General features: G+C 40.3%; 10 protein-coding genes and 1 pseudogene. 1 reads left to right on the top strand and 10 read right to left on the bottom strand.

Annotation, left to right across the window (positions count from 1 at the left end; all coding sequences use genetic code 11):
• Window position 1: 1 nt before the first annotated feature.
• The 6 genes and pseudogenes from AB5618_RS04630 to AB5618_RS04655 all read right to left on the bottom strand — a co-directional run bounded on the left by AB5618_RS04630 (window position 2) and on the right by AB5618_RS04655 (window position 7,290).
• A complete protein-coding gene (locus tag AB5618_RS04630; RefSeq protein ID WP_148461560.1) occupies window positions 2-991 on the bottom strand; it encodes a guanosine polyphosphate pyrophosphohydrolase in 990 nt (329 codons plus the stop codon).
• Window positions 992-1,152: 161 nt separating this feature from the next.
• The gene (locus tag AB5618_RS04635; protein ID WP_173715765.1) at window positions 1,153-2,106 is read right to left on the bottom strand and encodes a carbohydrate kinase; all 954 of its coding nucleotides are present in this window, start codon (window positions 2,104-2,106) and stop codon (window positions 1,153-1,155) included.
• A gap of 108 nt (window positions 2,107-2,214) precedes the next feature.
• On the bottom strand, window positions 2,215-3,699 hold the full coding sequence (locus AB5618_RS04640; protein ID WP_173715764.1) for a glycoside hydrolase family 32 protein: 1,485 nt from the start codon (window positions 3,697-3,699) through the stop codon (window positions 2,215-2,217).
• 45 nt (window positions 3,700-3,744) lie between these two features.
• Window positions 3,745-5,424: pseudogene (locus tag AB5618_RS04645) on the bottom strand (ABC transporter substrate-binding protein).
• 21 nt (window positions 5,425-5,445) lie between these two features.
• Window positions 5,446-6,339 carry a carbohydrate ABC transporter permease gene (locus AB5618_RS04650; protein ID WP_148461557.1) on the bottom strand — a complete coding sequence of 298 codons (894 nt, stop codon included), beginning with the start codon at window positions 6,337-6,339 and terminating at the stop codon, window positions 5,446-5,448.
• 12 nt (window positions 6,340-6,351) lie between these two features.
• A complete protein-coding gene (locus AB5618_RS04655; RefSeq protein WP_118577563.1) occupies window positions 6,352-7,290 on the bottom strand; it encodes a sugar ABC transporter permease in 939 nt (312 codons plus the stop codon).
• Window positions 7,291-7,541: 251 nt separating this feature from the next.
• On the opposite strand from AB5618_RS04655, the gene AB5618_RS04660 reads away from it, so the two are divergent.
• Window positions 7,542-8,567: a LacI family DNA-binding transcriptional regulator gene (locus AB5618_RS04660; protein WP_148461556.1), complete on the top strand. Its 1,026-nt coding sequence runs from the start codon at window positions 7,542-7,544 to the stop codon at window positions 8,565-8,567.
• A 214-nt stretch (window positions 8,568-8,781) separates the two neighbouring features.
• Here the strand turns inward: AB5618_RS04660 and AB5618_RS04665 are convergent, their stop codons facing one another.
• The 4 genes from AB5618_RS04665 to AB5618_RS04680 all read right to left on the bottom strand — a co-directional run bounded on the left by AB5618_RS04665 (window position 8,782) and on the right by AB5618_RS04680 (window position 14,434).
• The gene (locus AB5618_RS04665) at window positions 8,782-10,062 is read right to left on the bottom strand and encodes an ATP-binding protein (RefSeq protein ID WP_148461555.1); all 1,281 of its coding nucleotides are present in this window, start codon (window positions 10,060-10,062) and stop codon (window positions 8,782-8,784) included.
• 1 nt (window position 10,063) lies between these two features.
• Window positions 10,064-10,774: a LytTR family DNA-binding domain-containing protein gene (locus AB5618_RS04670; protein ID WP_118577566.1), complete on the bottom strand. Its 711-nt coding sequence runs from the start codon at window positions 10,772-10,774 to the stop codon at window positions 10,064-10,066.
• A gap of 107 nt (window positions 10,775-10,881) precedes the next feature.
• Entirely contained in the window at window positions 10,882-11,304 is a 423-nt protein-coding gene (locus AB5618_RS04675) for a hypothetical protein (RefSeq protein WP_173770270.1), read from the bottom strand.
• A gap of 1 nt (window position 11,305) precedes the next feature.
• Window positions 11,306-14,434 (bottom strand): glycoside hydrolase family 3 C-terminal domain-containing protein, encoded by a 3,129-nt coding sequence (locus AB5618_RS04680; protein ID WP_173770269.1) that lies wholly within the window; start codon window positions 14,432-14,434, stop codon window positions 11,306-11,308.
• Window positions 14,435-14,493 lie beyond the last annotated feature (59 nt).

A 14,493-nucleotide genomic window follows, 5' to 3' on the forward strand; every position in this document is an offset into this window, starting at 1 on the left:
CTCAATCAATCACATCATTCTGAAATCTGGACAAATGCTCATAAGGCAGAATCAATCTGCCTCGGAACAATCCACAGCCATCGTTGATCAGACTGTTATTTACCGCAGAAAACATATTCACATCAAGATCTGCTAATTCCAGGGAAAGCAGCTTCATTCCCCGTTCATAAGCCTCATCAAAGTAAACACATTCCCCTTCCGGGATCACATCTCTTCTGGCACGCTCGTCCTGCTGGCGTTTCTCATAGCCCAGGTGATTGGCCGGACCGATTTCTGCAATGTCATCCATTTTCTGGGTACGGAGCTGTACCTCCATGTAGGATCTGGAGCTGTTATCATAAAATGTAATATGTAAAGACTGATACCCATATTCACTGGTACCACAAATATAATCTCTGTAATAAGGCTTTACATCATCATTTAGTTGATCAGAAGTACTCAATTTCACTCCCTGAGCCGATTCTGCTGTAAAGCCTCTCTCTTCCAGAAATCCTGGCAGCACATTTGCGATCTCATAAAGATAGCGGATAGACGCCTGCTCCTGTTCTTCCCCTGGCTTCAAGTGACATCTTGGCATACAGACCACAATCCGGTAAGCAATAAAATCACGAAAGCAGCTCAGCTTATTTTTCAGCTCTGCAACCGACGGATAGGTACCATTTTCCCGGTAATAATCGTAAATATATTCCACTACATATCCATTAAATTTCTCTTCTGCCCGGATCAATGACTTAATCCTGCCTTTAAATGTAAAGGCAAGAAATGGATATTCATGGGCCATATATTTGTAAAATTCCCGGATCTTCTGGGACTGGGCCGTAAGGAAATCATTATGCTCCAGAAGTTCCGTGATCTGGAGCAGAAAGTTGCTGTGCACCAAATCGACTTCGTTATGGTTCTTCTTCGCTTCCTTACGCAGATCCTCTGTATATTTCTGTAAAATTTTTAAAACCGTATCTCCGGAATATAAATAATCATTCAGTGTAATCATAGCGGTCACCTCGTTTGTGAACGTTCTTTCTGACTGTGTTTGTTACAACTATTCTAGCAAACTTTTACAATTTAGCAAGAAAAAGTTTTATTAACATTTTCCCATTTTAAAAGGGACCTCCGAAGAAGTCCCTTTGTTGTATTCCTATTCTTTTGAATATTTTATATTAATAGCTTTATTTCTTTTTCTTCCGGCATTACTCTCAGTGCGCCTTTTCTTGTTGTGATAATTGAGGCAGCTGCATTGGCAAACGTTAACATTTCAGCCAGATTTTCCTCTTTTAGTCCATTAATTCCATGTTCACAGACATAGTGCAATACACAGCCGCAGAATGTATCTCCTGCTCCGGTTGTCTCGATGGTATTATCCTGTAAAAACGGCTTTACTTCCACCATCATTTCATTATAATAAGCACGACTTCCTTCTCTTCCCATAGACACAAGAATCAGCGGAATCTGATAACGTTCTCTAATCCAGTTTACGCCATCACTATAATCTTCTTCTCCTGTCAGCCACTGAATTTCATTATCTGAAATTTTCAGTATCTGACAATGACCAAGACCATATAATACCTGCTTTCTCGCCTCTTCCATAGACTCCCAGAGCGGTGGACGTAAGTTGGGATCAAATGAAATAATAGCGCCAGCTTCTTCTGCAATATGAATTGCTTCTTTCGTTGCCTCCCGCACCCCTTCATGTGTCATAGACAATGTACCAAAATGAAAAATTTTCGTATTTTTGAGAATATCTTCACAAATTTCAGCTTTATTCAGCATCATGTCTGCACCCGGATTACGGTAAAAAGAGAAATCCCTGTCTCCATCGGGATATGTATGTACCATAGCAAGGGTTGTATGTATCTTTTCGTCTGTACATAATCCAGTGTCATCAATTCCAACTTCTTTTATTGCAGCCCTCAACTGTTCTCCGAAGAAATCATTTCCCACTTTCCCGATAAACGCTGTTTTATGTCCCAGCTTCGCCAGCATTGCAAGTACATTACAAGGTGCTCCTCCGGGATTTGCTTCAAAAAGTGGATTTCCCTGACTGCTTTTTCCGTTTTCAGTAAAATCAATCAATAATTCGCCTAGTGCCGTTACATCATATTTTTTCATATGCATCTCCTGATTCATATATTTGGCATTCAGCCCAGTCAGACGCAACGCCATGAACTGAACTCACTGCTGTAAACAATACCTATTCATAACCGCCTTATACGACTTTTATGCCAGATCATATTTCACTACATCAATTCTGGCAGCACCATTCACAGCAAAAGAAATTCCCTTTGCATCCTGCTCTGTAAGAATAACAGCAGACATAACCTGTTCTCCGTCATTGATAAATATTTCCGCGCTGAATCTATCCAGAATCACTCGCAATTTCAATTCATTACAGTCACCATTTACCAGACATTCTCTCTGATGAACCACTGCACGTTCGCTTCCGGAGAAGCTTCTGTCGATTTTCAAAACTGATTCATCTGGACGGAATCGTAAAGTGGAATGATATTTTTCATTCTCTGCAAAACAGAGTTCGAATTTTTTATAAAGCTTATCTTTATCTACCGGTCGTATTACAAGCTCCAGATCTACGGTACGTCCTTCAATCTGGTCAAGTGTGATTCTGGTGTCTTTAATCACAACATCCCTGTACTCGACTTTATTTGCACGCATGGAATCCAGTTCTCTGACCGGAACCTGATACAATCTTCCGTTTTTCACAGACACTTCTCTCGGAAGGCTCATTTGTGCAAACCATTTAGATTCATTTCTGCGATAAGCAAGAGTATCCCAGTTCTGCATCCAGGCAATCATAATTCTTCTTCCATCTGGAGCAAGCAATGTCTGCATTGCATAACAGTCAATTCCATAATCCACACTCTGATAAGACTGTTCCTTCAAAGTATGTGTCTCAGAATCCAGATCTCCTATGATACATAATGTTCCATTTCCATTATGATATTCCATTCCTTCCGGAATCATGTCCTGTGGGCTTGTCAGAAGCACATATTTACCGTCCAGTTCAAAGAAATCCGGACATTCCCACATCTTTCCATAGCGATTTTTATTCTCTGCCAAAGTACTTACAAATTCCCATTCAAAACCATTTTTACTTCTGTAAAGAAGAATTTGTCCGCTTCCATCAGCAGGACGACTTCCTATAACACAATAAAAGTTTCCATCTTTTTCTTTCCAGATTTTTGGGTCACGGAAATCTGCTTTGCTTGCGCCTTCCGGCAGATCTTTAAAGGTCAGGACCGGATTTTTGTCATACTTCACGTAATCCTTTCCATCTCCCACAGCCACCGCCTGTGTCTGAACGTCCCTTGCGGTTCCGTCCTCCAGTATTTCCCGGTCCACAGCTGTATACATAAGCAGCTGTCTGCCGTCCTCCAGCTCTATGGCACTTCCGGAAAAGCAGCCCACTTTATCGTAATCCTGGTCTGGTGCCAATGCTGCCGGGAGATAGTCCCAATGCAGCAGATCCTTACTTACCACATGCCCCCAGTGCATGCTGTCCCAATGTGTGTTATATGGATTGTACTGATAAAACAAATGGTATTCTCCCTTATAGCAGGAAAATCCATTGGGATCATTCATCCATCCAACATAAGGAGTTATATGAAAAGCCGGTCTGTCTTCCGCTTTAATCTGCTGTCCCTGTGTAAATTCATATTTTCTTGCCTTTTCTAACATTTCGCTCATGAAAAATCTCCTGTCAAAGTCGTTGTTCAGTTCTTACATCTTTTGTTACTTTTCCGCGCTTAAGGATTCCTGATACTGATCAAAATATTTCTGTTTGATTGAAAGATAATCAGAAAGTCCGTACTTCTCCATTTTTTCCAGGTAGGAATCCCATTCTTCCTCTATTCCTCCATTCAGGATCCAGTCAGCTTTCTTCTGTTCTGCATATTTTTTAATATCGGTATCATACTGTGATACTTTGTTTGTATCATCAATACTCATAAATACATTTGGATAAACATATTTGCTATTCATATCCTGTACATAGGTCTCATGCATATTATCCAGACGCCATTTCGCATCTTCCGGCTGTGTCACATATACATCATAATATTCATTCAGCACAGCCAGAGGGCCATTTACAGATTGCGCCTCACGCACTTCCACTGGAGACTGCTCTCCCAGATCCATATGTTTTAACATTTCGCCGCCGTCTTTGTTTGTAGACAGTTAAAAAATGTTAAAGGAATCCTCTTCGCCATAAGTACCCCAGTTATTCTGCGGAGACTGGAGGGGTGCATACATCTGATCAATCCATGCAGCAGCAAGTGCTGTATTACGACAGCTGGATGTAAGAACACATCTTCCACGGTCAAATCCACTGGTTTCACTGTTGTTCTGTCTGGTAATATTTCTCATGCCATCCGGCCCGGTCAGTGCGGGAAGCATCACATAATCTGTATTGTTATCTATATTCGCAATATCCCATGTGAAGCAGAGTCCGTAACGGTGATTCTTTCCTTTTGCAACATAAGTAGACCACTCCTGTGTAAAGGCTTCCGGATCTACAAGGTCTTCTGTCACCAGTTTATGAAGCCATTCAATTCCTTCCTTGTAGCCTTCCTGAACAGTTGTATAAATTACTTTTCCTTCATCTGTTACCGCAAAATGATCTCCTGTGTCTCCGTAACCCTCTCCAAATCCATTTATTAAAATCGCAGGATCCTGATCTCCGTTATTGATAATAAAGGACATTGGAATTACATCACCTTCAATGGAAAATTCTTTCTCCAGTTCTTCTGCATGATCGCGGAACTGAATCAGTACCTGTTCCAGTTCGTCTGTTGTTGTAGGAATCTCAAGTCCAAGGTAGTCAAGCCATTTTTTATTAATATATGGAATATCTCCAATCGCCTGAATTGCTTCTTTTCCTGCACCAAGCTGTTCAATCCACGGGAAAGAATAGATATGTCCATCCGGTGCTGTGCACATAGTCCTGTACTCTGGGTATTTTTCAAACACAGCCTGAAGATTCGGCATATATTTGTCAATCAGATTTTCCAATGGAATAATAATTCCCTGCTTGGCATAACGCAGCAGGTCATAATCACTCATACCTGCATTAAACAGACCATCCGGCAGATTTCCAAACTGAGCCAGGGCCAGATTCTTTTTATCGGAAAACTGATCTGATACAAAACAGGTCCAGTCAATATGAACATTTGTCTGTTCTTCCAGTCGCTGGAAAATCACTCTTTCATTGGGATCCTGTGTGGAAGTAGCCGGTGCACTTGTAATAAAAGAAAGCTCCTCTGTTTCCTTTAATGGAAACTGTACCTCAGATACTGGTGTGTCCGGGTTGATCTCCGCATTAAGCTGCTGCTCTTTTCCACACCCTGCCGTACTTATCATCATCGTCAAAGAAAGTCCAAGTGCAAGTAAACCTTTTACTCTGTTTTTCTTCATATCTGTATCGTTCCTTTCTTATCAGCCTTTTACTGATCCGACCATAATTCCCTGATCAAAATACTTCTGGAAGAATGGGTACATTACTAAAAGCGGTAAGCTTGATACTACAATGGTTGCATATTTCAGCTGTTCCGCTACCTTTGCCATTTCAGCAGTACTCTGAATATCTGCAATCATACCTGGCTGCGGAGTATTCTGTACCAGAATGGAACGAAGTACTAACTGCAGAGGCTGAAGATTTGCATCATTCAGATAAATCATTGCATCAAAATAGCTGTTCCACATTCCTACGAATGACCACAGTGCAAGTACTGCAATGATCGGCTTACATACCGGCATCATGATTTTGAAGAAATGCTGGATCTCATTGGCTCCATCAATTGCAGAGGCTTCTCTTAATTCTGCCGGGATTGACTGGTAGTATGTTCTTGCAAGGATCATATTCCATACATTAAATGCTCCAGGAATCAAAACTGCCCAGACTGTATTTACCATATGCAGCTGATTGATTAAAATAAAAGTCGGGATCATTCCACCGCCAAAGAACATTGTGATCAGGAAAATAAGATTAAAAAGTTTTCTTCCCACAAATTCCTTCTTGGACAATGGATACGCTGCCAGCAATGTTATAAAAACAGAAATAGCTGTAAATGCAAGTGAATACAGAAAAGAATTCAGGAATCCACGCCAGATCATCTCATTTTCCAGTACTCTGCGATATGCATCCAAAGTCCAGTCCTTAATATGAAAACTCAGTCCCTGATTATTCAAAACTGTAGGATCCATAAAAGAGGCAAGCACTACATACACGATTGGAATTGCAATAGAAAGTACAAACAGTCCAAGAATCAGGAATCCAATTCCAAGGATAAGACAGTCTGTCTTCGAATATTTTTTCTTTATTTTCTCCATCTTCGCTTCCTCCTATAATCCTTCTCCGTCGTTCAGCTTCTTTACCACCCAGTTTACAAAAACTAACAGAATTACATTTACTACTGAATTAAACAGACCAACAGCCGTCGAATAACCATAATCGCCGTTCAAAAGACCAATACGGTATACATATGTTGATAAAATTTCTGATGCCGGCAGGTTCATATCTGTCTGTAATGCATAGGCTTTCTCGAATCCAATACTCATAATATTTCCAGCCTGCAGAATAAACTGAATTACAATAATATTCTTGATTGCAGGAAGCTCCACATACCAGATCTGCTGCAGAAGATTTGCGCCATCCATAATAGCTGCTTCTTCCAGTTCTTTGCTTGCATTGGATAAAGCAGCCGTGTACATAATAGAGGCCCAGCCTGCTGTCTGCCAGATTCCACTTGCTATGTAAATGGTGCGGAAAGCAGATGGCATTGTCATCCAGTTTGTACTAATTCCTAAAAGCTTATTCAGAGGTCCAACCGGAGAAAGCAGCATACGTACCATACCACAAAGTACAATTACAGATATAAAGTTCGGCATATAGACCAGAAGCTGTACTTTCTTCTTAACTCCGGTTCTGCGGATACGATTTAAAAGCAATGCCAGAATGATCGGAACCGGAAAGCCCCACAGCAGTCCATAAATACTCAATTTTAGTGTATTCAGCAGGTAGTTCATAAAATCCGGTGAAGATAAAAACCGCCTGAAATATTCAAGTCCAACCCATGGACTTCCAAGCACTCCCTTGATTACGTTGTAATCCTCAAATGCAATCAGAAGTCCCCCCATAGGAAGATACTTAAAAATGATTGTCAGTAAAAGTCCTGGCATTAAGAAAAAAAGATATAACTGCCAGTTTTTCTTCACATATGTAGCCTTATCTCTCCACGTTTGCTTTTTCACGGGCATTGTTTGGTTCTGCATTCTTTTCATGCACTTCTCCTCCATTCCTTTCCCTTTTCGTTCTCGGAACCGGTTAAGTAACCGGTTACTTTATGGTTCGATGTTACTACATCCAAGTTCATATGTCAACACTTTTTCAAGCTAAAATAACCGGTTACGTAATCGGTTATTTTAGCATTGCCTTTTTTTTAAATAATTGCTATACTAAAAAAATAATATAATCCCAGTTTAAAAGATTCCCAAATATTATTCTCATTTATTTATAAGGAGATTAAATTTTTATGGCAAAAAAACAGGTGACATTTGCAGATATTGCAGAATATACTCATTTTTCAAAAACTACAATATCACGGTATTTCAATCATCCCGATTCTCTTACGCTTGAAAATCAGGAAAAGATTTCACAGGCCCTTGATACCCTTGGCTATAAAAAAAATAAACTTGCAAAAGTTCTGGCAAATGGTAAGAGTGAATTTATCGGAATCATTATTCCAAATCTCTACTTGCATTACTACTCTGAAATGCTGACACAGCTTCTTTCAAGCTATAGTAACTACCATTACAAATTTCTTGTTTTTTCCAGTGAACACGGTGCCGAAGAGGAACAACAGTATATTGAAGAGCTTCTTTCCTATCAGATTGAGGGGCTTATTGTTTTAAGCCATACACTGTCATCCAAAAAACTGGCTTCCTATCAGATTCCTATCATTGCCATTGAGCGAGAGGCAGAATATATCAGCAGCATTACCACTGACAATTATATGGGTTCCCTTCAGGCTACCTCCCTGTTAATTCGTGATAAATGTGATATATTGATTCATATCAATGCCAATGTTGAAAAAACAGTCCCAGCTTATGATCGTATACGTGCATTTGAGGAAACATGTAAAGAATATCAGGTTCCTTATGACATTGATCTAAGCGTAAGCGGCAATTCTTATCAAGAGATTTTAAATGTGATAAGACATATCTTTACAAGAATTGAAGAAAAGTATCCGAATCAAAAAAAAGGTATCTTTCTTGCGAATGATACCTATGCCAATATGTTTCTCAATTTAATTTTCCAGAAATATGGTAAATTACCACCTACTTACGAAATTATAGGTTTTGATAACTCTCCAATTGCCAGTGAATCAATCCTTCCGATCACAACTGTCGGTCAGCAAATTGATGTTATTGCACAGACTGCCATGGAGCTTCTGGTGCAGCAGATGGAAGAGCAAAAAAAGCGAGCGCCTAAGCCACTGGAAAAGCCAATTCACAAACAGATCACTCCGGTGCTGATTCGCCGGAATACTACCAGTTAACTTATTGCTGTCGTATATTAGTAAAGCGGACATTCCAGGTCCGCTTCGCTACTTGCTCATGAACGCAGTCGCTTCGTGATCTGTCAGTAGGAGCTGAAGGCTCCCACTGACAGAAGCATCCCCCCTCACCTGCCGCTTAGTGCTCCGCGCACTTGAAGCGGGGGAATGCATATCTGCGTTCAAAAAAAGGCACCTCCCCAGTTTGAAAAAGGCTCTAATCTAGAACTGGAAAAATAATATCTACACTAAAAATCTTTTCTTCCAAATTCGCCACAAGATTTCCGCCATATTTTTCCACCACATATTGAATACTTTTCATGCCAAAGCCATGATAATTATCATCTCCTTTGGTACTCACCGGAAGCCCATTACGAAATTCCAGTTCATCCTCACAATAATTCTCAATATGAATCCCCATCACATCCTGTCTCGCATATCCGATAAGGCTGATAATTCTCTTTTCAACTGGCAGCTCCGCTGCACATTCAATAGCGTTATCTAAAGCATTTCCAAATATGGCAGCGATATCTCCCGCTTTAATACCAGTAAGCTTCTCTCCATCAATCATATATGAAAACTTAATTTGATATTTTTCACAAAGAAGATTCTTTTCTGAAAGAATAATATCCAATGGCTGGCAGCCTGTTTTCGCAAGCCCGTCATAAATATCTACTGCTTTACGTATTTCTTCCAGCTGGCCATGATCTGCATTTCCGGCTTGTTCCAATTCCAGAATCCGGTGCTTAAGATCATGACATTTCATGTTAATGATTTCAACTGTTTTCTTTGACAACTCATACTGTTTTGCATTTTCCTTTATTAACTGCTCAAGAGCCAGATTTTCTTCATTGAGCCGGGACTGCTCCAGAAGCCCAAACTGAATAAAAAGAGATAAAATACAGCAGAATGCAAATGGAACACGGCACGCCATAACCATATCCAGCTTTTCACTGATCAGCCAGCTTTGAAGGAGCCAGCAGACACATAAGGAAATAATGGCTACCCAAAGTACACGGACTCTGTTCTGGCTGATATTCGGAAAATTTTTTATTTTTGCTGCACAAGTGAGATAGCAAATAATATATACAATGGTAAATCCAATGACCATTTCCGTGGAAAGCATCTTGAAAGAAGTTTTGGTCACGATACAAATCAGCACCTGAATATTGCTTCCAAGATTCTGTACAGTAAAAGCTCCAATTGTACAAAATAAAATATCCAAAAAAGAACGCCTGAAGCAAAACCACATGTAAAGCTGCATAAAAACAAGCACAATAAAGGTTCGAATTCCGCTTATATATTGACCAATTACAATTGGAAGGGTAACTCCCAAAAGCAGACAGGCAGTTCCCCCTACAAGCAGGCGTAACCAGAAGCGTTTCCTTTTTTTTAGATGGAAAAAGAACATAGCTTCCGCTATAAAAAGTTGGATGATAAAACAGGTAATTCCCTGTATTTCACTTGTAGATGAAGCTAATATTTCATAAATTGCCACGTCAGTTTCCTCCCCGGTTAATGTACATTGTCATTTGATCTATAAAAGTTTTTTTATAAGAACGGGAAATCGATAATTCCTTTCCATTTACAAACACGCTGTTTCCCTGATAGCGGGAAATCCATTCCAGATTTACACAAAAGGATTTGCTGCAACAGGAGAAGCGACCTGTCGGAAGCTGTGCTATAAAATCTCCCATTGTGCTTCGCAGGCGAAAGGTCTCTTTCGAAGTATGAAGATAAAGATAATGCTTTGCACTTTCAATATAAATCAGATCTGCAATATCAATTTTAACAGTTCCCTGTTCAGAAGGAACATATATCTGATAACCATGAAGCTTTTTACAGATTCGGATCGCTTTGTCCAGTTTCAGCGAAAAGTTGAAATATTCAATAGGCTTTACCATAAAATCAAGAGCCTGCACTTCATATCCGTTAATGGCATATTGCGCCATATTGGTAATAAAAATAAGAGGAATCTGGCTATCAAATTCCCGCAGTTTTCTGGCGGTGTCAAGACCATTCATATGAGGCATTTCAATATCCATAAGAGCAATGTCGCAGCTGGCTTTATAATCGCTGATAAAATTTAATCCGTTTTCAAAGCATTCTACAGCTAACGGTTCCTGTTTTTCTTCTGAATAGCGTAATATATAGTCTTGAAGAATTTTTGCACTTTTCTTATCATCTTCCACAATAGCAATGGTAATCATAGTTATCCTCCATGGTATAATGAAAAAGCCGGAGTCCTTTTGGGCATTCCGGCTTTTTCATTATACCATGTAAATATTAATTTGTGCCATATTTTACAGCAGATAAATCAAGCTTTTGTCTCATCCTTACAAGTGCATTTCTGAAATCCAGAATAAGAGGAAACAATATATGCAATCATGGAAAGTGCCATAAGTACGGCTGAAATTATGAATTTTTTTATGGTTGCAAACTCATAAAGTCCTGATACCACATATCCAATAAAATCAACTTGTGTATAAAAACTGTTAACAAGTGCTGCTGCAGTCAGAATTGCATTTGCAGTAAGCAGAAGGCTTGTCCACTTAAAATCAGGTGCCACCTTCAAAACGATCATCGCAAGAATCTGCAGAACCACTGTTACAAGCAGCAGAACCTCAATATAAGATTCTGTATGTCCTGACTGGCGGTACATTACAAGGCCGATCAGCGCAAGGATTGCAGCCACAAAGCTTAAGTAAAAACCAAATGTTTTATTTTTCAGATATCCCATATTACTTGTCCTCCTTCACGTAAACTGTCTTTTTGCGAAGTGAATTTCGAAGGTACATAACTGCAAACAAAAGTGTCAGAAGTCCAAATACCACCTCTGCTGCCATAAAGGCAATCTGCCACCATGTAAGAACGTGAATATATTTAGTGGAGGTTGTAATTGTATTCATATCATTACTTGCAACTGTATTATATACGAAATATTTAATTGTTTCTTTCATCTTTTTCTGGAAAGCAGAGTCCTTTGCAATCAGCTTCAGGTTCTCGGTTGAAGTCATGGAACCAATATTAGCGCTTTCATATGCGGAAGTTGTAAGACATCCGCCACCGCCGCCAAATACAATATCTCTCCAGTTCATGTAATCAGCACCGTTGATCATATCTGTTACGATCCAGCCTTCAAAGCCCCACTCGTTACGTGCAACCTGCACCTGTGAAGCTTCGGAAGCTCCTGAATATACAGTTCCAAGACGGTTGAAGCCTGTCATGATTCCCTGCGCATAGTTATTTTCCATAGCTCCCTGGAATGCACGGAGTTCATTTTCCCTTGCAGCCTGCTCTGTGAAGAATGTGGAAACACCGGAACGGTTTAACTCCTGATGATTCATGATATAGTGTTTCGGCATCATCATAAGACCTTTGGATTTTCCGCCTTTGCAGACAGCCTGTCCCAACAGGTTGGTAAGCATGGCATCTTCTGAATAATATTCATGATTTCTGGAGCAGTAAGGTGCACGGTGAATGTTAAGACCAGGTGCTGCAATGGAGTTGGCATTGGACCACAATCCATCTTCACCAAAGAGCTCTCCTTCTCTCTCTACAAGTTCTTTATTGAATGTTGCTGCAACTACAGGTTCTGTAGGCATGGAGCTCATAGAGTAGGAAGCATATTCGTTGTCTGAAGAAACATAAGTCGGCTCGGAAGAGTTGGATTCATTCCAGCGGGTTGCATATTCTGCAATCTGGTCGTAGCTGTAACCGATCGGTCCGTCATACCAGATTGCTTCTGGCAGGAAAATAGAATCCAGCTTCTCAAAGTTTTTATCTCCTGCTTTCTCAATAAAGTTGGCAGCCTCTTCCAAAGTCAGCTGATCCATAAGCTGATCCCATTTTTCATCAGACAGAGGAAGTGCACCTGCGAAAGTTCCATCCTCATTAAACTGGAGGAAATCAACGGTGCTTAATCCGTTGTCAGCTCCCCAGACAACTTCTTCGTCACTATTCTCAGTAAGTTCATAAGTGGAGTTTGTAAGACCTTTCATCATTTCCTCTATTGGAGTAATGCTTTCCACTTCTTTCCAACCCTTGCTCCAGTCAGAACGTGTAGTGTATTCAGCAGTATCCGGGATCAGATTGTTAATATCGCAATCCTGGAATGCATTCTCTACGTTTTCAGAATAAGTCTCTTTATCTTCACCAAGAGAAACTGTCACTACATTTTCCGGCTCAATTGTTTCATCGTCTGTAATTGTGATCAGATCGTCTGTGGAATCTGTTTTTACCGCCAAGACATTGTTTAATGCTTCATGCGCACCGTTTCCGATTGTGAAATAATAATCACCGGAATCCAGCACCCATGCGCCCTCTGTTCCATCTTCTTTTACAGCTTTTTCATCATAGCTTGCCATATATTCCGGAGCGAACTCAATTTCCAGAGTCTGTGATTCGCCAGGCTCAAGAACCTCTGTTTTTCCAAAATCAAGAAGCTGAATAGAAGCTTTCTCCAGTCCGCCCTCTATATATGGTGTCTGTACATAAAGCTGGACAACATCTTTTCCGGCAACGTCACCGATATTGGTTACCTTCACTTTTGCAAGTCCCTTTTCCCCAGATATTACATCTACACTTTCCAGCTCCTGAGTAAAGGTTGTATAAGATAAACCATATCCAAACGGATAAGTTACTTCATCTACATAGTTCCATGCTTTGCCAGTAGAAGAGCCTTCTGTGGTGGCTGCATTTCCCTGATCCAGAACAGTATCCTCGTAACGGGTTTCATAATATTTATAACCAATATAGATACCTTCTGTTTCTACTACATACCAGTCACCCTTGTCTGCTTCTGTAAGTTCTGCACCAGATTCTGCATTGGAAGCATTAGTATAAGTATAAAGACCAAAGTTGGTCATTGCCGGAGCAGAAACAGAACTTGTGGCATAAGTATCAGAAATATGACCGGATGGATTCACATCGCCAGAAAGTACATCACATACTCCAAGGAATCCATTCATTCCCGGAAGTCCAGTCCAAAGAATTGCTCCAATCTCCGGATCATCCTTCAATTCCTGGATTTCCATAGGAACGTCAGAGTTGATCAAAACGATCACCTTGCCATTGCTATTTTCCTTTGCAAGCTGGATCATCTCTTTTTCGTAAGCTGAGATAGACATCGGGGTGTCGAAGCTGTCCCCATTAGGATCCTTCATATTTGTGCTGTAGTCAGACGCCTCTGAACTGTCTCGGGAAAGAACAACAATTGCTGTTGTATCCTTAGCAGATTCCAGAATATCATCTGTGTAAAGTTCAGCAGGTGCCTCACCTACTGTATATGTATCTGCTTCATTATAAGAAGCGGAAAAAGCAGGTACAAGGCTATGGCCCGGAACTTCATTTCCAAAGAAAGAAGCTTTTCTGTAATATGGTGCGCAGGTTTCACTTGCATAAAAGCCTTTCATGGTTTCATTTACTGTGAAGCCTCTTTCATCCATAGCTTCTTCAATACCATAAGCGATCTGACCATTCTCTGAATCAGCCACAACAGAGGAACCAATTAATCCGCCGGTTCCCGGAAGATGGCTGTTTAAGCCCCAGAGGGTAACAGCTTCTTTGGATTTGTCAAGTGGAAGGGTCTGATCTGTATTTTTGAATAAAACGGAACCTTCTGAAGAAATTTCAGCAGCCAGCTGTTCTTTAGCCTTTACCAGATCCTCTACATTATCAAATTCAGATTCATAATAAATGCCATCAGAGTCAGAATCTCCCTGCTCGATTTTGTAGCTTGAGGTTCCAAGTGTCGCATTAATGAAATCCACTCTTGCATTTGCAATTGAGCTTCCGCCCAGTGTGATTGTGAGAAGTGAGGCTGTAGTTGTTGCCAAACCACGCCAGATTTTCCCGGTATGCTTTTTCATATTTCCTTTCCTCCTAATAAATTTCCTTTGACAGATAAACACATACTTTTCAGATAGTT

It is taken from the genome of Ruminococcus sp. J1101004sp1_RTP21198st1_B9_RTP21198_201120 (genome assembly GCF_040924245.1).
Lineage (GTDB): Bacteria > Bacillota > Clostridia > Lachnospirales > Lachnospiraceae > Blautia_A > Blautia_A faecis.